This is a genomic window from Serratia sp. 2C06 (assembly GCF_050037615.1).
GTDB lineage: Bacteria > Pseudomonadota > Gammaproteobacteria > Enterobacterales > Enterobacteriaceae > Serratia > Serratia ureilytica.
Genome location: NZ_CP188299.1, coordinates 1,143,071 through 1,163,303, shown reverse-complemented (window position 1 = coordinate 1,163,303; position 20,233 = coordinate 1,143,071). Strand labels below are relative to the sequence as shown.

The 20,233-nt window shown below is 57.3% G+C and carries 19 protein-coding genes; 11 read left to right on the top strand and 8 right to left on the bottom strand.

Annotation, left to right across the window (positions count from 1 at the left end; genetic code table 11):
- Positions 1–76 precede the first annotated feature (76 nt).
- Positions 77–2,065, bottom strand: coding sequence for an autotransporter outer membrane beta-barrel domain-containing protein (locus ACP3TA_RS05975; RefSeq protein ID WP_206196327.1), 1,989 nt, complete (start codon positions 2,063–2,065; stop codon positions 77–79).
- 197 nt (positions 2,066–2,262) lie between these two features.
- Between ACP3TA_RS05975 and ACP3TA_RS05970 the strand changes: the two genes are divergently transcribed.
- The 8 genes from ACP3TA_RS05970 to ghrB all read left to right on the top strand — a co-directional run bounded on the left by ACP3TA_RS05970 (position 2,263) and on the right by ghrB (position 9,698).
- Positions 2,263–2,829: a DNA-3-methyladenine glycosylase I gene (locus ACP3TA_RS05970; protein WP_042783395.1), complete on the top strand. Its 567-nt coding sequence runs from the start codon at positions 2,263–2,265 to the stop codon at positions 2,827–2,829.
- Entirely contained in the window at positions 2,826–3,278 is a 453-nt protein-coding gene (locus ACP3TA_RS05965; protein WP_033645128.1) for an N-acetyltransferase, read from the top strand. The genes ACP3TA_RS05970 and ACP3TA_RS05965 overlap by 4 nt, the downstream gene beginning before the upstream one ends.
- A 248-nt stretch (positions 3,279–3,526) precedes the next feature.
- Positions 3,527–4,189 carry an OmpA family lipoprotein gene (locus ACP3TA_RS05960; protein WP_033645129.1) on the top strand — a complete coding sequence of 221 codons (663 nt, stop codon included), beginning with the start codon at positions 3,527–3,529 and terminating at the stop codon, positions 4,187–4,189.
- 124 nt (positions 4,190–4,313) lie between these two features.
- Positions 4,314–5,348: a LacI family DNA-binding transcriptional regulator gene (locus ACP3TA_RS05955; protein WP_004933951.1), complete on the top strand. Its 1,035-nt coding sequence runs from the start codon at positions 4,314–4,316 to the stop codon at positions 5,346–5,348.
- 165 nt (positions 5,349–5,513) lie between these two features.
- Positions 5,514–6,266: a sugar phosphate isomerase/epimerase family protein gene (locus ACP3TA_RS05950; protein ID WP_206196504.1), complete on the top strand. Its 753-nt coding sequence runs from the start codon at positions 5,514–5,516 to the stop codon at positions 6,264–6,266.
- A gap of 7 nt (positions 6,267–6,273) precedes the next feature.
- Positions 6,274–7,239: a sugar kinase gene (locus tag ACP3TA_RS05945; protein WP_046688560.1), complete on the top strand. Its 966-nt coding sequence runs from the start codon at positions 6,274–6,276 to the stop codon at positions 7,237–7,239.
- Positions 7,240–7,378: 139 nt separating this feature from the next.
- Positions 7,379–8,647 carry an MFS transporter gene (locus ACP3TA_RS05940; RefSeq protein ID WP_033645131.1) on the top strand — a complete coding sequence of 423 codons (1,269 nt, stop codon included), beginning with the start codon at positions 7,379–7,381 and terminating at the stop codon, positions 8,645–8,647.
- 73 nt (positions 8,648–8,720) lie between these two features.
- Positions 8,721–9,698, top strand: a complete 978-nt coding sequence (ghrB, locus tag ACP3TA_RS05935; protein ID WP_033645132.1) for a glyoxylate/hydroxypyruvate reductase GhrB — start codon at positions 8,721–8,723, stop codon at positions 9,696–9,698.
- Between the two features lie 67 nt (positions 9,699–9,765).
- Here the strand turns inward: ghrB and ACP3TA_RS05930 are convergent, their stop codons facing one another.
- The 5 genes from ACP3TA_RS05930 to ACP3TA_RS05910 all read right to left on the bottom strand — a co-directional run bounded on the left by ACP3TA_RS05930 (position 9,766) and on the right by ACP3TA_RS05910 (position 15,015).
- The gene (locus ACP3TA_RS05930) at positions 9,766–10,716 is read right to left on the bottom strand and encodes a hypothetical protein (RefSeq protein WP_060660113.1); all 951 of its coding nucleotides are present in this window, start codon (positions 10,714–10,716) and stop codon (positions 9,766–9,768) included.
- Complete coding sequence (locus ACP3TA_RS05925; RefSeq protein ID WP_060660114.1) at positions 10,706–11,968, bottom strand: ATP-grasp domain-containing protein; 1,263 nt, start codon at positions 11,966–11,968, stop codon at positions 10,706–10,708. Before ACP3TA_RS05925 ends, ACP3TA_RS05930 begins: the two co-directional genes overlap by 11 nt.
- A gap of 103 nt (positions 11,969–12,071) precedes the next feature.
- Complete coding sequence (locus ACP3TA_RS05920) at positions 12,072–13,010, bottom strand: phosphotransferase (protein ID WP_080273428.1); 939 nt, start codon at positions 13,008–13,010, stop codon at positions 12,072–12,074.
- 5 nt (positions 13,011–13,015) lie between these two features.
- Complete coding sequence (locus ACP3TA_RS05915) at positions 13,016–14,155, bottom strand: trans-sulfuration enzyme family protein (RefSeq protein WP_046687995.1); 1,140 nt, start codon at positions 14,153–14,155, stop codon at positions 13,016–13,018.
- Positions 14,156–14,235: 80 nt separating this feature from the next.
- On the bottom strand, positions 14,236–15,015 hold the full coding sequence (locus tag ACP3TA_RS05910) for a 2OG-Fe dioxygenase family protein (RefSeq protein ID WP_033645137.1): 780 nt from the start codon (positions 15,013–15,015) through the stop codon (positions 14,236–14,238).
- 1,027 nt (positions 15,016–16,042) lie between these two features.
- Here ACP3TA_RS05910 and ACP3TA_RS05905 point away from each other — a divergent pair.
- The 3 genes from ACP3TA_RS05905 (at position 16,043) to ACP3TA_RS05895 (ending at position 17,968) form a co-directional block, all read left to right on the top strand.
- The gene (locus ACP3TA_RS05905) at positions 16,043–17,293 is read left to right on the top strand and encodes a valine--pyruvate transaminase (protein WP_033645138.1); all 1,251 of its coding nucleotides are present in this window, start codon (positions 16,043–16,045) and stop codon (positions 17,291–17,293) included.
- Between the two features lie 73 nt (positions 17,294–17,366).
- A complete protein-coding gene (locus ACP3TA_RS05900; protein ID WP_025304767.1) occupies positions 17,367–17,588 on the top strand; it encodes a ribbon-helix-helix domain-containing protein in 222 nt (73 codons plus the stop codon).
- On the top strand, positions 17,588–17,968 hold the full coding sequence (locus tag ACP3TA_RS05895; RefSeq protein WP_025304766.1) for a type II toxin-antitoxin system VapC family toxin: 381 nt from the start codon (positions 17,588–17,590) through the stop codon (positions 17,966–17,968). Before ACP3TA_RS05900 ends, ACP3TA_RS05895 begins: the two co-directional genes overlap by 1 nt.
- Positions 17,969–17,978: 10 nt before the next feature.
- Here the strand turns inward: ACP3TA_RS05895 and ACP3TA_RS05890 are convergent, their stop codons facing one another.
- Positions 17,979–19,637: a putative transporter gene (locus tag ACP3TA_RS05890; protein ID WP_033652317.1), complete on the bottom strand. Its 1,659-nt coding sequence runs from the start codon at positions 19,635–19,637 to the stop codon at positions 17,979–17,981.
- A gap of 167 nt (positions 19,638–19,804) precedes the next feature.
- Positions 19,805–20,233 (bottom strand): small heat shock chaperone IbpB, encoded by a 429-nt coding sequence (gene ibpB / locus ACP3TA_RS05885; RefSeq protein ID WP_004933922.1) that lies wholly within the window; start codon positions 20,231–20,233, stop codon positions 19,805–19,807.

Here is a 20,233-nt window from a genome sequence, read left to right as displayed (position 1 = left end):
TACTAAAGTACAGTCTCATCCGCCCACATCGCCTCGCCATCTCGCCGTCACAGGCTCTATCCTCTCCCGAGAGTTCTCAGAAGCGCGCGCTGACGCCGACGTTATACATAAACTGCTCGCCGCTGCTCAGGCCGCCGGTTTGCGAGACGGTGGCGAAGGCCGACACTCTATCCGTCAACGGCATGTTGGCCCCCAGCGTGACATCCACCCAGTTTTTGTCCTGACCCGCACTGTCGCGAGTAAATGAGGTTTGCGTCGATTTCAGGCCGCCGCCGGCGCGGTAGACGTCATCGCCGAACTGATGCTGATAACTCACTTCCGCATAGGGGTTAAACACGCCGAATTGCGTATCCAACCGCCAGCCCAACGCGCCGATCTGCGAATGGTAGGTTTGATCGTTGAAGCGCATGGCGGTGCTGTCATCACCGTCTTCGCTGTAGCCGGACACTTGGCTGTAATCCCAGGCGAACTGCGCCACCGGCCCGGTGGTGAGATAAGCAGCGATAGGGAAGTCATAGCCGGCGGTCACGCGCGCGCCCCACTGCTTGCCGGAGGTCGAACCGGTTTCGGTGCGCGTCAGCGGCCCCAACCGCATGCTGCGGCGGATGTCGTCATAATCCATCGTCGCATAGTGCAGATCGGCATTGACCCACCCCTGCTCGAATATGGCCAGCGAACTGAAGGCCGACAGCAGCACCCCACGCGCCTTGTAGTCATAGCGGCTGGAAGGATGCTGATCGTCGTTGGAACCGGCGATCAACGCACCGATCAACCAGCTGTCGGTCAGTTGATAGTCCACGCCGACGGTCAGGTTGTGGGTGGTGGCGTTGCCATCCCCCGCCGCCCGGTTATCGGCATAGTCATAGTGCTGGCCTGCGTAGCCGCCAAACACGCCCAGCGAGCCCTGCGGATTGTCGCCGTTGCGCAACTGCTGGAAACGGCTGTCGAGCGTGGCGCGGCTGTCACGCGCCATCGCCGCCGTCGCCTGATTCAGCGCCACCACCTGCGCCGGGCCATCCAACACCGCCTGGATATAATCCGCAATCAGCAGGTGCGCCTGCGGGCTGGGGTGGAAATGGTCGGAGAACAGATAGGACTGGCCGGCGTCGAAGCCAGGCATGTCGGAACGGCAAACCGCCGAGGAAACGCCCGCCGGACAAGCCATGCCGGCCGTGTTGGCGAAGCCGAACTGCGCCGGATTGGCGATCGCTTCGGCGAACAGCTTGTTCACGTCCACCCGCACGATATTGCCGCCCCCCTGCGCCAGCAAACGGTCTTCGCTTTGATTATAGAAATCGGTCAGCTGAGCGGCCTGCGCGCTCAGGCTGTCATATGCAGCCACAAGCTGGGCGGCGATCGCCTGCTGCACCTGAGGGATCGCGCTGCCCTGCTTCGCCGCGGCGGTCAACGCCGCGTGGATCGCCTGCGTGCGCGAAGCGTTGTCCGGGGTAGCCACCGAATTGAGCGTGGTATAGGCCGCCTGAATCGCCGCCCCCTGTACCGGCGGCAGCGCCTGCTGAATGATCAGTTCCATCAGCTGCGGCGTGGAGCCGATGTTCGGCACCGTCGGCACGATCACCGTGCCGGCGCCGGCGTTCAGCAGCGAATGCACCTGCGCGGCGGCGGCGGCGGCGCTGTTATAGGCCACGCCGGGCGCGGTAGCGGCGTTCAACGCCGCCGCCGCCAAATCGTTACCGCCGATCCAGTGAATATACAAACCGTCGCCATCGGCCTGGCCGTTAACCCGATTCAGGTAGCGCTGCACCTGATCCTGAGTGTTGTCGACCGGGTTCAGGCCCGGCACCGCCACGGCACCGCCGGCGGCGTAGTTTTCTCCGCCGTTGTCCGAGGCCACCAGCGCCGCGCCGATGCGTTGCGCCAACGCTTCGTCGTACAGCAGGTGCTGACTGCCGTCATAGGTGAACCGGCCGTTGTTGCCGGTATCGCTCAGGCTGTCGCCAAAGACGTAGAGTTGGTCATACGCCTGAACCGGAAGGGTCACACTGCAAAGTAACGCCACTGCAAGCGCCGCCGGGCGGGGCATGCATGTTATTTTTAGAGGCATGAATCGACTCCTGAGAGCCTGCAAATGAAGGCAATGTCGTTTTTATCGTTGGCCGGTTTTCCACCGGCCATGTAGTAACTATTGTCGGCTTTTTCGTCACGTCAAGCGGGGCTGCGGACAAAACAATCAGAGGCTTGCCAAGTTCGCCGCTTCGAGCGATGATTACTGTTCATAAATACAGCATAAGGACATTCAGGATGGCAGACGAACGTTGCGGTTGGGTGACGGCCGATCCGTTGTATCTCGAGTATCACGACAAGGAATGGGGCACGCCCACCACCGACGCGCGCGAGCTGTTTGAAATGCTGTGTCTGGAGGGACAACAGGCCGGTCTTTCCTGGATCACCGTGCTGAAAAAGCGCGAGAACTACCGCCGCGCCTTCCATGATTTCGATCCGCAGCGGGTCGCCGCGATGACAGAACAAGACGTGGAAAGGCTGCTGCAAGACAGCGGCATCATCCGTCACCGCGGCAAGATAGAAGCCATCATCACCAACGCCAAAGCCTATCTGGCGATGGAGGCGGCCGGCGAGAATTTCGTCACCTTCATATGGGACTTCGTCGGCGGCCGGCCACAGCTCAACCGCTGGCAGGCGCTGAACCAGGTTCCGGCCAAAACCGAGCAGTCCGACGCCATGTCCAAGGCGTTGAAAAAGCGCGGCTTCAAGTTTATCGGCTCCACCATCTGTTACGCCTTCATGCAGGCCAGCGGGCTGGTGAACGATCATCTCACGGGGTGCATGTGCTACCCAAAGCCACGGTGATCCGCCCCTGTGGCCCGGCGGATATCGATCGGCTGATGGCGCTGTGGCTGCCCAGCACCATCGCCGCCCATCCGTTCGTGGCGGAAAAATACTGGCGTGAAAGCGCCGCACTGGTGCGGGAAAATTACCTGCCGCGCGCGCAGAGCTGGGCCTGCTGGCATGAAAACGAGATCGTCGGCTTTATCAGCGTGCTGGACGAACAGTTCATCGGCGCGCTGTTTGTCGATCGGGCGTATCACGGCCGCGGCGTAGCCCGGGCGCTGATGACGCACGTGCAGCAGCGCTACCGCCGGCTCAGCCTGGAGGTTTATCAGCAAAACCTGCGCGCCTGCGCGTTTTACCACAAGCACGGCTTTCAGGTGACGCAGCGCCTGTTTAACGACGAAACCCAGGCCTATACGCTGATCATGAACTGGCCGGCAATCGAGAATTCAACCGGTTACGGTTAAAAAAGGCGCATTCGCGCCCTGGCGGCGCGCAATTAGGAATCCGCTGCATGGCGCCGCCCGGCGTTTTGTCGCATAACTCCCCCAGCACTTACCCGCGCTCATCATTTGTCACGTTTTTCTCCGGAACTGCCGGCGAGCCAACGCGTCATAGTAGCGCGGTGATGCGGGCCCCACCTGCGTCGCCTACTTTTTTGCGCCCCCGTGTTGGGCCGGCGCGTACAGATATTGATGCCATTAAGGACAAGAACATGAAAAAACGCATTGCAATTATTGCCGGCGCAGTGAGCGTCGCGCTCACGCTGTCGGCCTGTACCACCAACCCTTACACCGGCGAATCCGAAGTCGGCAAGTCCGGCATCGGCGCGGGCCTCGGGGCCGCACTGGGCGCCGGCGTCGGCGTACTGTCCTCTTCCAAGAAAGATCGCGGCAAGGGCGCGCTGATCGGCGCGGCGGCCGGTGCGGCGCTCGGCGGCGGCGCTGGCTATTACATGGACGTGCAGGAAGCCAAACTGCGCGACAAGATGAAAGGCACCGGCGTCAGCGTCACCCGTCAGGGCGACAACATCGTGCTGAACATGCCGAACAACGTGACCTTCGACAGCAGCAGCGCCACGCTGAAACCGGCGGGCGCCAATACCCTGACCGGCGTCGCCATGGTGCTGAAAGAGTATCCGAAAACCGCAGTCAACGTCATCGGCTACACCGACAGCACCGGTTCCCGTTCGCTCAACATGAACCTGTCGCAGCAGCGCGCCGATGGCGTAGCCAGCGCGCTGATCACCCAGGGCGTGGCGGCGAACCGTATCCGCACCGCCGGTGCCGGCCCGGACAACCCGATCGCGTCCAACAGCACCGCGGAAGGCAAGGCGCAAAACCGCCGCGTCGAGATCACCCTCAGCCCGCTGCAATAATCCCGCGCGGGGCGCCACCGGCGCCCCGCCGCTTCCCTGCGATTTTCTCCTTATCCTTCAACATTCCCGCCCGCACGCCGGGTATGGTAGTCTCCTTGGCAATTAACCGCAGGAGGGATCGGCTGTGAGCACTGTCAAGGCAACGCGCGCCTCAGGACGCGCCACCATCAGCGATGTAGCGAGCATCGCCAAAACCGGCAAGACCAGCGTGTCACGCTATCTGAATGGTGAACAGCACCTGCTTTCCGACGATCTCAAACAGCGCATCGAACAGGCGATCCAGCAGCTCGACTACCGCCCAAGCCAGATGGCGCGCAGCCTGAAGGGCGGCCAAACACGCCTGATCGGCCTGATCCTCGCCGATATCACCAACCCCTATTCGGTGGACGTGATGCGCGGCATCGAGGCCGCCTGCCGCCAACACGGCTTTACCCTGCTGGTGTGCAACACCAACAACGAAGTCAATCAGGAACAGCACTACCTGCAGCTGCTCAGCAGTTACCGGGTGGAAGGCATCGTGGTCAACGCGGTCGGCATGCGCGAGGAAGCGTTATCCACGCTGCAACAGTCGATGCTGCCGATGGTGCTGATCGACCGCAAAATCCCCGACTTCGCCTGCGACGTAGTGGGCCTGAACAACCGCGAAGCCGCCACCGTCGCCACCGAGCACCTGCTGCAACAAGGCTTCGAAGCGATCCTGTTCCTCAGCGAACCGCTCGGTACGGTCAATACCCGCCTGGAACGCCTGCACGCCTTCAGGCATACCATGGCGCAGCACCCTGCGCTGCTGGCGGAGCAGGCCGAAACGCCGCTCAACGATCGGCAAAAACTGGAACAGGTGCTGAGCGATTTCAGCGGCCGTCATCGCGGCATGCGCAAGGCGGTGATCTCCGCCAACGGCGCCCTGACGCTGCAGGTGGCGCGCGCCATGCGCCGGCTCGGCATCCAGTGGGGCAACGACATCGGCCTGCTGGGCTTCGACGAGCTGGAGTGGGCGGAACTGGCGGGCGTCGGCATCACCACGCTGAAACAACCCACCTACCAAATGGGGCACGCGGCGCTGGAGCGGCTGGTGCAGCGTATTCAGGGTCTGGCCGCCCCCAGCGGCGAGCAGATGTTCTCCGGCGAGCTGATCGTCCGCGGCTCCACCACCCGCTAACCCGCCTTCTCCGGGGCCTTAACCGCCCCGCCTTCATCGGCTGTTTTTTGCTCAGCTTCGTGATTGCGATCATATTTTTACACTCTGTCGCTTTCTACTGGAACCGGTTCCATTTAACGTACCGGTAACAGCAGCGGCGGCGACAATGCCGCCTCAGGAGTCAAAATGAAAACAGAAATCATCGTGGTCACCGGCGCCTACGGCACCGATACCGTCAAACAACAGGGCGGCCAGCGCGCGCTGTTGCCCATCATCGCCGGCGCGGGCGCCGACGGGGTGGAGATCCGCCGCGAACTGTTCGCCGCCGGCGAACTGGACAGCCTGCCTGCGCTGTCCCAGGAGATAGAACGCCAGCAGCTGTTCGCCGTCTATTCCGCCCCTGAGGCGCTGTTCACTCCGCAACATACGCTGAATCCCAACCTGCCGGCGCTGCTGGCGGAAGCGCAGGCGCTGAACGCGCGCCAGCTGAAGCTCTCCCTCGGCCATTTCCGCCCCGGCTTCGATTTTACCGAGCTGAAAGTGGCGCTGGAGCAACATCCGGTCAAACTGGTGGTCGAGAACGACCAAACGCCGGACTGCGGCATTTTGTCGATGCTGAACGCCTTTTTCCATGCAGCGGAAGATAGCCACCTGCCGGTCAGCATGACCTTCGATATGGCCAACTGGCTGTGGGTGGGGCAAGACGCCTTCGCCGCCGCCGAGCGCCTGGCCCGCCACGTCGGTTACGTGCACGTCAAGGCCGCCACGCAAGGTCCGCGCGGCTGGCGCGCCATTGCGCTGGACGATACCGACGGCAGCTGGCGCGATCTGCTGGCCCGCCTGCCGCACGATGCGCCGCGCGGCATCGAATTCCCGTTGCAGGGTGATGACCTGGAAGCCGTCACCCGCCATTACGTCAATATTTTGCGTGCGGAGTAACCCCATGATGACAACGTTAACGGCAACGACGGCGCAGCAGGCGCCCCTGGATGTGGTCACTCTGGGTGAAGCCATGGCGATGTTCGTGGCGGCGCAGACCGGCGATTTGGCGGAGGTGGAAACCTTCACCAAACGCATCGCCGGCGCCGAACTGAACGTGGCGATCGGCCTGGCCCGTCTGGGCATGAACGTCGGCTGGGTCAGCCGCGTCGGCAACGACTCGTTTGGCCGCTTCACCCTGCAGCAGCTGAAAAAAGAAGGCATCAACTACCGGCAGGTGACGGTCGACGGCCACTATCCGACCGGTTTTCAGGTGAAATCCAAGACTACCGATGGTACCGATCCCAGCGTGGAATATTTCCGTAAAGGCTCGGCGGCCAGCCGCCTGTCAGTCGCCGATTTCAACCGCGAGTATTTCGGTTCCGCGCGCCACCTGCACCTGAGCGGCGTGGCGGCGGCGCTGTCCGGCGAATCGCTGGCGCTGTGCCACCATGCGGCGCGCGAGATGCGCGCCATGGGCAAAACCATTTCGTTCGATCCCAATCTGCGCCCGGTGCTGTGGCCCAGTCGCGAGGTGATGATCGAGCAGCTGAACCAGCTGGCGTTCGCCGCCGACTGGGTGCTGCCGGGGTTGAAAGAGGGACAGATCCTCACCGGCCAGTCGACGCCGGAAGGCATCGCCGATTTCTATCTGGAGCGCGGCGTGCAGGCGGTGATCATCAAAACCGGCCCGGACGGCGCCTGGTTTAAAACCGCCGCCGGCGATAAAGCGGCGGTGGCCGCGGTCAAGGTCGACAACGTGGTGGATACCGTAGGGGCGGGTGACGGCTTTGCCGTCGGCACCCTCAGCGCCCTGCTGGAAGGCAAAACGCTGGTACAGGCGGTGCAACGCGGCAACAAAATCGGCTCGCTGGCGATCCAGGCCATCGGCGACAGCGAAGGCCTGCCGACCCGCGCGGCGCTGGCCGAATAACAATAAAAAAACGACTTCTCCGCATGACGTCAGCCTCTGGCCCTACAACCGGGACGCGTCGGGAGAGCATCTGCCCCTTCGTCTTTCATGCCCAACGGGCTGGGCGAAAGGGATGCAACACCACTGAAGGATACTGAACATGAACAAAGCGACTGTCGCGGCCAAACGCTGGTGGTACATCATGCCCATCGTGTTTATCACCTACAGCCTGGCCTATCTCGATCGCGCCAACTTCAGCTTCGCCTCCGCCGCCGGCATCAATGAGGATCTCGGCATCACCAAGGGCATGGCCTCGCTGCTGGGCGCGCTGTTTTTCCTCGGTTATTTCTTCTTCCAAATTCCCGGCGCCATCTACGCCGAGCGCCGCAGCGTCAAAAAGCTGATCTTCTGGTGCCTGATCCTGTGGGGTGGCTGCGCCTCGCTGACCGGCGTGGTGAGCAATATCCCGATGCTGGCCGCCATCCGCTTTATCCTCGGCGTGGTGGAAGCGGCGGTGATGCCGGCAATGCTGATCTACATCAGCAACTGGTTCACCAAATCGGAGCGTTCACGCGCCAATACCTTCCTGATCCTCGGCAACCCGGTGACGGTGCTGTGGATGTCGGTGGTGTCCGGTTACCTGATCCACGCCTTCGGCTGGCGCGAAATGTTCATCATCGAGGGCATTCCGGCGGTCATCTGGGCGTTCTGCTGGTGGGTGCTGGCGAAAGACAAACCGGCGCAGGCCGGCTGGTTGAGCGCCGATGAGAAACAGGCGCTGCAACAGCAGCTGGACGAAGAACAGAAAGGCATCAAGGCCGTGCGCAACTACGGCGAAGCCTTCCGTTCGCGCAACGTGATCCTGCTGTGCGTGCAGTACTTCGCCTGGAGCATCGGCGTATACGGCTTCGTGCTGTGGCTGCCTTCCATCCTGCGCAGCGGCATGCAGATGGGCATGGTGGAAGCGGGCTGGCTGTCGGCGGTGCCTTACCTGGCGGCGACCATCGCCATGATCGTGGTCTCCTGGGCGTCGGACAAAATGCAAAACCGCAAGCTGTTTGTCTGGCCGCTGCTGCTGATCGGCGCGCTGGCGTTCTTCGGCTCTTACGCCGTCGGCACCAACCATTTCTGGATCTCTTACGGCCTGCTGGTAGTCGCCGGCGCCGCGATGTACGCCCCTTATGGGCCGTTCTTCGCCATCATTCCGGAAATGCTGCCGAAAAACGTCGCCGGCGGCGCCATGGCGCTGATCAACAGCATGGGCGCGCTGGGTTCGTTCTTCGGTTCCTGGTTCGTCGGTTACCTGAACGGCGCCACCGGCAGCCCGGCGGCTTCCTACATGTTTATGGCCATCGCACTGGTGGTGGCGGTGGTGTTGACGCTGATCGTCAAGCCCGCCCGCAACGAGATCCAGCCGCAGATGGCTTGATCCGGTTATACTTTTTCTCTGTCAATCAACCCGAGGGGGCGCCAGGCCCCCTTTGGCCCAGCTGGAGTTCGTGATGAAACCTTCTATCGTATTGTACAAAAGCCTGCCCGCCGACCTGCGTGAACGTCTGGAACAACACTTCACCGTACACGCGTTCAACGGCCTGCAGCCGGAGAACCGCGAGGAACTGCGCCAGGCGTTGCAGCAGGCCGAAGGGATCATCGGTTCCGGCGGCAAAATTGACGAAGCCTTCCTGCAGCAGGCGCCCAAACTGCGCGCGGCCTCGACCGTTTCCGTCGGCTACGACAACTTCGACGTCGAGGCGCTCAACGCCCATAACGTGCTGTTGATGCACACCCCGACGGTGCTGACCGAAACCGTCGCCGACACCATCATGAGTCTGGTGCTGGCGACGGCGCGCCGGGTGGTGGAAGTGGCGGAACGGGTCAAGGCCGGCGAATGGCGCGGCAGCATCGGGCCGGACTGGTTCGGCGTCGACGTGCACCACAAAACCATCGGCATCCTCGGCATGGGCCGCATCGGCCTGGCGCTGGCGCAGCGCGCGCACTTCGGCTTCGGCATGCCGGTGCTGTACAACGCCCGCCGCACGCACGAAGAGGCGGAGCAACGCTTCAACGCCCGTCGCTGCGACCTGGATACCCTGCTGGCCGAGTCGGATTTCGTTTGCATCACGCTGCCGCTGACCGAACAAACTTTCCATCTGATCGGCCGCGATCAGCTGGCGAAGATGAAGAAAAGCGGCATTCTGATCAACGCCGGCCGCGGGCCGGTGGTGGATGAGCAGGCGCTGATCGAAGCGCTGCAAAACGGCGTGATCCACGCCGCGGGGTTGGATGTGTTCGAGAAGGAACCGCTGCCGGCCGACTCGCCGCTGCTCAGCATGCCGAACGTAGTGGCGTTGCCGCACATCGGCTCCGCCACCCATGAAACGCGCTACGGCATGGCCGCCTGCGCGGTGGATAACTTGATCGCGGCATTGACCGGCACGGTGAAAGAAAACTGCGTCAACCCGCAGCTGTTGCAGAAATAACTCAGCGCGGCCGGCGATCTGCGGATCGCCGGCCTCGCCGCTTTTTGCGGCTGTCGACGGAGTATTTTCACTCCGTCAACCTCACGGGCTTCCCCCTTATCTTGCTGACGACAAATTTGCCCACGTCGTCATTGGCGATCAGCATGACCAGCAGCAGCATCACCAACACCGCCAGTTTCATATGGCTGTAGGCTATCGACGGGTCAAAAGCCTCCAGCAACAGCGTAATGCAGGGTGAAACATTCACAATAATGTTGGTGGTCAAGGCGCTGGTGAGTTCAATACCCTTTTGCAGCATCCATAGCGGCAATATATTCCCTAATATGACGATGATCGGCAGGTACATCCAGAAGCTGGATTGCGTCGTTGCCAATACGCCTTCGCTCGGCAACATCAGCGCGCAAACGCCAATGAGCAAGGGAAATCTGAACGACTGAATATTGACGGCGTTAAACGCTTGTTTGGACAATGATTTTGCAATATAGGTGCCGACAGCCATACAGGTTGAGGTGACGAGACACACTAAGCCAAGCGCCAGAACAAATAGGGTGTTTGAATCGAAGGGGTTAAAACGCTGCCCTTTCACGGCCAATATCATCAGCACGGCGACAATAAAAGCCAGCATCACGGCTATAACGATGTTTTTTACACCCACCGAATTTCGGTTATAAATCTCAATGAAAACAGAAATGATCGGGCTCAGTCCAAAAAGCATGGCCACCAGAATGGAGGGCTCCGTCCATTTCAACCCAACGAAAAGCCCAACCCAAGCTCCCAGCGTAGAGATATTCAATAATAGAATTAACTTCCAGGCGTTGAGGCAAGCTCGCAGCTTGACGGGGAAAAACAGCACGGAGATCACAAAGAAACCGAGCCAGGTCAAGGTGAAAGTCCAAAACAATAATACGAACAGATCGATGCTCTGCAACAAACCTGAGAGAAAAACATCTATGGCCGCACCCAGGATGCAATATCCAAGAATGTACGTTGGGCCGGACGCCTTGATTTTACTGTTCATAGACTTCAAACATGCCCTTACTTTCAAGGCCAACGATATATTGATAGTCGGCATTGAGCTGATCGGCGCAACGGTGGCTTAACGCAATCCAGCCCGGAGAGCTGTAAACGTCCGTCGTGAGTTTTATTTCCTGATCAACATCCGGCAGATTTGATTTCTTGTAGGATGGCAAACCGGCGATGGTATCGACATGCTTAACAGCCTTGATAGTGCCAGCGCTAAAAGATATCAGCTCTTTAATTTTTAAATAGTTTAACGGTTTATATTCCTCTGCGACCGCTTCCAGGAATGCCTCGGTTGAACACACGCTCAGTACCAGTTCGTCAATCTGCGTGCGCTTCAACGCCAGGGATGACAACGCCGGAAAACCCGCGCCGTGCGGTCTGGCCCCGGTTTCAATTAGCGTCCAACCGTCTTTGGTTAAAAACAGTTCCGAGTGCGCTGCGCCAAACGTGATCCCTAAAGCATCCAGACAGCTAAAGATGTAATCTTTGAGCTGAGCGTGATTCTGCGCATCGAAGGAGGTCAGTTCGGTGAACTCACAGATGGAATCGGCCCCGTTGTAACTGCCCTTGCCCATCTTCCATATCGCACAGATCTTGTGACGGCCTTGATAACTGACAGTATCGACGACGTACTCTTCCCCCTCAATAAAAGGCTGCAGAATAATGACTTCATTTTTTAAATTGAGCTGATTGCTTTTTTTGAACAAATCACCCGAATGAGCTTCAACTTCTTCAACCGTTTTGCAAACAAAAACGGAGTCCGTGCCTGCGCTGTCAACGGGTTTTAGCACCAGCTTCCGGTATTTTTTAAACAGCTCGGTCGCATATTGCGTGGCGTCTTTAAGGGTAGTTAACCGGTGCGTGGGGATATGATTGATCGCGCTATTTTTCAGGCACTCCTGCATCAGGTATTTATTCCTGCGAGAACGGCTCGTGCCGGTATCGTTACCGGGCAGGTCCAGAAGCTCAGCCAGATGATCTGCGAGTTCAATGCCTGTTTCACAGCCTGCAATCACCGCGATAACATCATACTCTTGCAATTGATTGAGGATCTCATCCCCCGTGTATTGCAAACTGATAAAGAAATCATCCCCTCTGTAGCTATTCAGCAGCTTCGCCGGGATATCTTCTCGACTTTGAATGTGCGCGCACCCGTATCCTTTTTTATTGAATTCCGGTGCCACATCATTTCCGGATGAGTAGGCGTCAACGAGGATGACGATTTTTTTCGTGTCTTTGATGTCCATGCAGCGGGTTACTCCGTACTATAATCAGGGCCGAATATTAACGTTCGATTGTCTTGGCGTCGAATTTACGCTCGACGCCCTTTTACTTTATGAAGGGAACGTGTCAGCAAATTTGTGAGAAGTCGGTGCGTTCAATACTTTTAGCCAGGCTTGTCATTTCGCGATATTTATCAGATTTATCACCACCCGGCTGATAGATTCTATACCGCCAATAACGCCAAAGAGATGTCAGGATGGCGGCGTATTCCGTATAGGTTTTCAACACCTTAATTTCGCGCGCTTCAAGCATTCTTATAGAATTATAACCCGCGATGATATGCTTCGCTTTTTCCGGCGACAGCGTCCCATTGATGCCGCAGGTGCCGACAATCGCCATGGCGATATCGAAAACGGAGTGATAAATACAGGTCAACTCAAAATCTATCATGCCGACGAACTGCTCGCCTTCAAACAGCATATTGTCGTAGAAAAGATCGGAGTGGATGACAGAGGTAGGCAAGCCGCTGATGCGTTCTACGGCAAGATGCCTGAGTCTGTCTTTGGCCCAGCGCTCATAATCCTGATCGATATTGGCATCGAGGGCATCCATGAACTTTTTCTGCTCATAGAAGACTGAGTCTGTTAAGAAATTAGGGACGGGGATCGTATGCAGTTTCGCCATGGCAACGCCGAGCTGCCTGAGCATATGTTCGTTGAAATCCCGGCGGACGGCGCCATCCATATAGGTTCTTAATAGAGAGTGCTTGCCCCTTAATATAATTGAATAGCTTTCTTGCCCTTTGGGTTTGACCAGCAAGGAGGTCTCATAATCATGTGCTTCCAGCCATACCAGCGTCTTCGCCATGATCTCAACATCATCACGGCTTTGCTCTTCAATAATGCTGAAAACACAGCGGCCGATATCCGTTTCGAGGCAGTAATTGGTATTGCCAGATCCCATCCCCAAGAAGGCGCTGCTTTTTACCGTCAGCCCATAAAGAGATTCTATGCGGTGAACTTCATCACTATTCAACGTTGAGCCTGTTTGCATTTCTAATTCCATATCATTCACTTGAGCGCTTGATGCAAATCTTCATACAAGTCATTAACGTCTTCGATGCCGACTGACATTCGTATTAATTGCCTCGTAATCCCTGATTTTTTCTGCTCCTGCTCGCTAAGACTTCTGAACGACGATGAGGCCTGATAAGGCGAGTTCAGCGTGGTCTCCAAATCCCCCAAACTGTTGGAAGGGACGATGAGATTTAACTTCTTCTGAAAACTTGTCGCGTCAAACCGCGGGGCGATTTCAAAGCTGACCATGCCGCCGAACCCCCTCATTTGTTCGCGGGCTACGCTATGATTATGATGACTCGGCAACCCCGGATAGAACACGTTCGTCACATTAGGGTGCTCATTTAAACGGCTGGCCAGTTCCATCGCGTTGCGGTTAATGGCATTCATTCGAATGGCCAACGTGCGCAAGCTTCGCTCAAGCAGATGACATGACTGCGCGTTCAGACACCCGCCAAAGTCATTCATATATTCGGCCATTGCAGCAATGGACTCTTCACTGCCGACAGCCACGCCGCCTGACACATCGCCGTGGCCGCCCAAAAACTTGGTGGCGCTGTGCAATACCAAATCGACGCCATATTCCAGAGGGTTTTGGTTGATAGGCGTCGCCACGGTGTTATCAATAATGGTGAACACCCCCCGACTCTTGGCGAATCGGGTCAATAGCTCAATGTTCAGGATTTTAAGCAATGGATTTGTCGGTGTTTCGATATATATCATTCGCGTATTCGAATTGACTAATGCGATGATGCTCTCTACTTCACAACTCTCCGAAACGCTGTATGTGATGCCTAATTTTGCAAAATGATTCTGTACAAACTTGAGCGCACCTGAATACACGCCGTTTTGTAAAACAATATGGTCACCGGCTTTTAAATGCGAAAGCATCGCCGTCGCGAAAGCCGCCATACCGGAACTGAATACCAGAGCGGCCTCACCACCGCTTTCCAATGCGCACATCTTCTCGGCAACGGCGCGTTGATTGGGTAAGTTACCATGTCTTGGATAGACATCTTCTGTCATATCAAGATGCTTGTGAGAACTCGCGGAGAATAGCGGAGAAAGAATGCCACCATGCATTTCGTCGATAATGGTTCCGCTGTGAACGGCAAGAGTTTCTTTTGCTAACACGGTTACTGCCTATTTTCGAGTATCAGGAAGTGGGGGGGCATGCCTTGAATAAAGGATCCCCCCGTTCATGTGAGTCTTTATTACGATGGGTTATTTGGCACCGCGAACATCGGGGTGAAATCGATTAATATGACATCGCGGAAGCCCACCTTACCGTGCCCATCCACATGAACCGGTTTCACCTGGTGCCAGACTAGATCATCAACGATGCCGATGGAGTCCAGCGGTTTGAGCATCGCCTCATTACACAGGATGTTCGTCTTGGTGTTATCTGTAATGATGTTCTCACCGCCAGAAACACCATCACGATTGATCAAATGTATCCAGGTGCAAGGCTCGCCATCCTTATGAAGTCGATTCGGTACGGAAATCCCCGGCGCATCAACCGTCGCTTTCATTCTGATGAAGTGAATGCCGACCTCCATGGGAATCGTGGAAGCATACTCATGTAACGGGGAGTTTTTAAAATCATGCAGGACAAGCGACGTGATCAGATTATTTGACAAAATTTCGTTTGGAACAGGCTGAAACTTCCTTGCCTCCTCAACGACTTCATCATTAAATCCGACATCTTGTTTGTAACTGTAGGCGTGTTCGGAAGATTGAGGAATCAAGAGATTAAAGCAAGGTAAAAGCACATATTTACTGTGCTGCCGATAGCGCCCCGCATTTTCACCGTAGGGATCCAGAGCAAGCGTATCGAAATGCCGCTGAATAATACTTAAGTCTGATTTTTGCGCATCGGTAAGGTTAAAGTCATCCGAAGCCAATTTGCAATACCCTACATCTGTCATCATGGGGTATGCGCTCACACGGCACTCAAGTGTGTTCTCAAACTCTTTAATGTTACCACGAATCATCGTGCAATCTTCCTTTTTACTCTGATTGGAATAACGACATATTGATGTTCACCGCAATGCTCATGAACATTGAACAGCAAATGCTTCCCTGTTTTTCAAGTGAAGTAATTCATCTCACAAATAAAAGAGCTTGATTATTTATTCTTTAAACTTCCTGCACGCTAAAAAGTGCGAAAGAGACTTTTATAGATTTCTTTTCCACTTATTTATCGAAACCAGACTTGCGCTGTTTTTCATTGCTACCTGACCTCATCTCACTTGTGCGCGGTGAGCGAAAGTCTACGCTGCATACGGGTTTTCAAATGACGCCAGGTGAATCGGCGCGAAACCTTTATCCTCCAACCCTACCCGCCTAATGGGCTGCGATGCCTGGCGATGCGCATCTGCCGGACACAGAGCGCCCTACCCTGGCGTTACGCCGCTAAATGCTATTTGCGGCTCCCTCGCGGGTAGTATGATTAGTGTTTTTTATACAAAATAGCCAATTTTCAGCAACGGCAACGTACATGCCCCATGCCGGCCAGCAGGAGACACCGCTCATCAAACCGATTACTCTGTAGATAGACAGGGACGAAACTGGCAATCAACCCATGGTCAGGCAAGTAAAATCGCCTTGAAAGCCGTGCTTTTGGCATGGCTTCATCCACGCTACCGCACTACTCATCCCTTTCCGAGCATTAGTTTAGATAATCTTTATTGTTAAGTTAAATTTAACGGATGCGGAAGTTACTCGATATGGTTATAAATTGCCATAGTGTTAATGAAATGCAGCGAAAAAGTGTGATCTGGGTCGGGACCGCAAAACCTGTGCCAACCCTAAGATCGCGTGGCTGAATCGCGTGGCTGAAAGGTTGAGGCGATAATGGCGTGGGCCGGCGAACGGTCACAATAATCCAGCGTAATATGCTGCTAATCGAACGCAGGGCAAAACTTGTGCCCACCGGTCGATTTGTCAGCCGCATTGCAGCGGGGTTTATCTGGCGGTATGGTGGGTGATTACCTGCTAAAAAACAGTACTGCTGCACCTATGACTTTCTCACTTTTCGGCGAAAAATTTACCCGTTATGCGGGCATTACCCGTTTGATGGACGACCTGAACGAAGGCCTGCGCACCCCCGGCGCCATCATGCTCGGCGGCGGCAACCCCGCACAGATCCCAGAGATGGAAGCCTATTTCAAACAGCTGTGCCAGGAGATGCTCGACCAGGGCAAACTGACCGAAGCGCTGTGCAACTACGACGGCCCGCAAGGCAAGGACGCGCTGCTGAAAGCGCTGGCCAATCTGCTGCGCGACGAGCTCGGCTGGGAGATCTCGCCACAGAATATTGCTCTGACTAATGGCAGCCAAAGCGCATTTTTCTACTTGTTCAACCTGTTCGCCGGCCGCTACGCCGACGGCTCGCGCCGCCGCGTGTTGTTCCCACTGGCGCCGGAATATATCGGCTATGCCGATGCCGGGCTGGATGAAGGGCTGTTCGTCTCCGCCAAACCGAACATCGAGCTGCTGCCGGACGGCCAGTTCAAGTATCACGTCGATTTCGAACATCTCACCATCGGCGATGACATCGGCATGATCTGCGTTTCACGGCCGACCAACCCGACCGGCAACGTGATCACCGACGAAGAGCTGATGAAGCTCGATCTGCTGGCGCAACAGCGCGATATTCCGCTGGTCATCGACAACGCCTACGGCGTGCCGTTCCCCGGCATCATCTTCAGCGACGCCACGCCGCTGTGGAACCCGAACACCATCCTGTGCATGAGCCTGTCCAAGCTCGGCCTGCCCGGCTCGCGCTGCGGCATCGTGATCGCCGACGAGAAGGTGATCACCGCGTTGACCAACATGAACGGCATCATCAGCCTGTCTCCAGGCAGCATGGGGCCGGCGATGGCGACGGAAATGATCGCGCGCGGCGATCTGCTGCGCCTGTCGAACGAGGTGATTCGCCCGTTCTACAAACAGCGCGTCGAGCACACCATCGAGATCATTCGCCGCTACCTGTCGCCGGAACGCTGCCTGATCCACAAACCGGAAGGGGCTATCTTCCTCTGGCTGTGGTTCAAGGATCTGCCGATCACCACCGAAGTGCTGTATCAGCGCCTGAAAAAGCGCGGCGTGCTGATGGTGCCCGGCCACTACTTCTTCCCGGGACTGGAGCATGAATGGCCACATACCCACCAGTGCATGCGCATGAACTACGTGCCCGATCCGGAGAAAATCGAGCGCGGCGTGGCTATTCTGGCGGAAGAGATCGAACGCGCACATCAGGAAGGCTAACGCCGACTGATTGAAAATCGACCGATAAAGATATACGATGCATATATCGTATATCTTTTTTGGAGGGCCAACGATGACTCGCATCGTGATCGATTTACCTGAAGAAGACCTGCGGCAGCTAGATAATCTGAAAAATATCCGCCACGTTCCCCGGGCCGAAATCATTCGTCAAGCAGTCTCCCGCTATCTGACGGAGAACCACGTGGAAGATCCCAGCAACGCTTTCGGGCTCTGGTCCGGGGCGATGGGAGATGGCGTGGAGTACGAAAATCGTCAGCGCGAGGAGTGGGAATAATGGTGGCTCAACGGGCGTTATTCGACACCAATATCCTGATCGATTATCTCAACGGCATTCCTCAAGCCAGGGACGTTCTGGTCGAGTATCACATCAATCCGGCCATCAGCGCCATCACCTGGATGGAAGTGATGGTAGGTGCTAAAAAACAGGGTCCGGCACTGGAGCTGAAAACACGTCAGTTTTTAGGGCAATTTCTGCTGCTGCCTATTACCGATGAAGTCGCCGAACGCGCCGTAGAACTGCGCCACTCACAGCATGTGAAACTGCCAGACGCCATTATCTGGGCCACAGCGCAGGTGGGATTCCGGATGCTCATCTCCCGCAACCCCAAAGATTTCGGCACTGACAATGGCGTGTTGATGCCTTATCGGCTGTAGACGATCCGCACTACAACGTCCAGAACAGCACCGCCAGCAGCTGCGGCGACATGATGCGCAGGAACATCGCCAGCGGATATACGGTGGCGTAAGACAGCGCGGCGGCGCCGCTGGTGGGATGCAGGCCGTTGGCGAACGCCAGCGCCGGCGGATCGGTCATCGACCCCGCCAACATGCCGGACAGCGTCAGATAGTTCATCTTGCCCACCGTGCGCGCCAGAATGCCGACGCTCAGCAGCGGAATGGCGGTGATCAACGCGCCATAACCAATCCATGTCAGCCCCTCGCCATGCAGCAACGTATCGATAAAATTGCCGCCCGATTTCAAACCGACCACCGCCAGAAACAGCACGATGCCCAGTTCGCGCAGCGCCAGGTTGGCGCTCGGCGGCATAAACCAGTACAGCTTGCCGATACTGCCGATGCGCCCCAGGATCAGCGCCGCCACCAACGGCCCGCCGGCCAGCCCCAGCCGCAATGCCGCCGGGAAGCCGGGCACAAACAGCGGAATGGAGCCCAGCAGCACCCCGAGGCCGATGCCGATAAAGACCGGCAGCATCTGCACCTGCTGCAGCTTTTGTTGGGCGTTGCCGACGATTGCCGTCACCGCGTCGATGGCCTCCGGCCGGCCGACCAGGTTGAGAATATCGCCAAACTGCAGCGTCACGTTGCTGCCGGCCACCAGCTCCACGCCGGCGCGGTTGAGGCGTGAAATCACCACGTCATATTTCTGCTTCAGGTTCAGATCGCGGATTTTTTTCCCCAGCACCTGCTCGTTGGTCACCGCCGCCCTCACTACCTGCAGCGCAGTGCCGCGCGTGGACAGCGAAGCGTCGACCTCTTCGCCGATCACCAGCCGGGCGTTCTCCAGATCTTCGCGTTTGCCCACCAGGTGCAGATAGTCGCCGAGCTCCAGCCGCTCATGCGGCGCCGGCACCATCAACAGCTCGCCGCGTTTGAGGCGCGAACAGACGATCGCTTCACCGTTGAGCAGCGGCACGCTTTTGATCGCCATGCCCTGCAGATTGGGGTTACGCACCGCCACGTTCATGGCGTGCAACAGCTCGCGCTGATTGCCCAGGCTGCTTTCAAACGCCTGCGCCTCGCGCTCGATGTTGATGCGGAAAACCAATCGGATCAGCCACATCACCAGCAGGATGCCGCAAATGCCGAACGGATAGGCCATGGCGTAACCCATGCCCATGCCGTCCACCAACGCCGGATCGGAACCGAGATCGGTCAGGATTTGCTGACCGGCGCCCAGCGCCGGCGTGTTGGTGACCGCGCCGGAGAACACGCCGAGGATGATCGGCAGCGGCACGTCGAACAGCTTGTGCACCGCCGCCGCCACTGCGCCGCCGGTCAGCACCAGCAGCACCGCGAAGGCGTTGAGCCGCAGACCGGAGACGCGCAGCGAAGAGAAGAAGCCGGGGCCAACCTGAATGCCGATGGTGTAAACGAACAGGATCAGGCCAAACTCCTGGATGAAGTGCAGCATGTCCCCGTTCAGGCTGATTTGCCCGCTCTGGGCGAAGTGGCCGACCAGGATGCCGCCGAACAGCACGCCGCCAATCCCCAGCCCGACACCGTACAGCTTCCAGTTCCCCATCCACAGCCCAATGACGGCCGCCAACGCCAACATGCTGACGGTCAGGGCGATATCGCTCATAGGTCACATCCTTGCCAAAGTTGAATAGGGGATTTGCGGACATAGACACACAATTAACAAGGATTATGGCATCGGGCAGACGGGGGGACTGTGGCGTGCGCCACATAACGCAACGGGGGAGATCCGTCTGGATCTCCCCCGCATGATGATGACCGTTTTTCAGTCGGTTATTTGGCTTCCAGCTCCGGCGTCGCGCCGATGGCGATGCGCTGAGGCTGCAAGGCTTCCGGAACCTGACGCACCAGATCGATGTGCAACAGGCCATTTTCAAATTTGGCCTCGGACACCTGCAGGTGTTCCGCCAGAGTGAAGGTCAGCTGGAACTCTTTGCACACCAGCCCCTGATGCAGGTACTCGACCTGTTTTTCCGGCGGCGTGGGTTTACCGCTGACGGTCAGCCGCGGCCCTTCCACTTCGATATTCAGTTCGCTCTGCCGGAAACCGGCCAGCGCCAGAGAAATGCGGTAGTGATTGTCATCGCTTTTCTCGATATTATACGGCGGGAACCCCTGGGGTTCCTGGCCCCCCATGGAACTGGCCAGTTTATCAAAACCAATCCATTGACGCAGAAGCGGGGATAGATCGTAATTACGCAT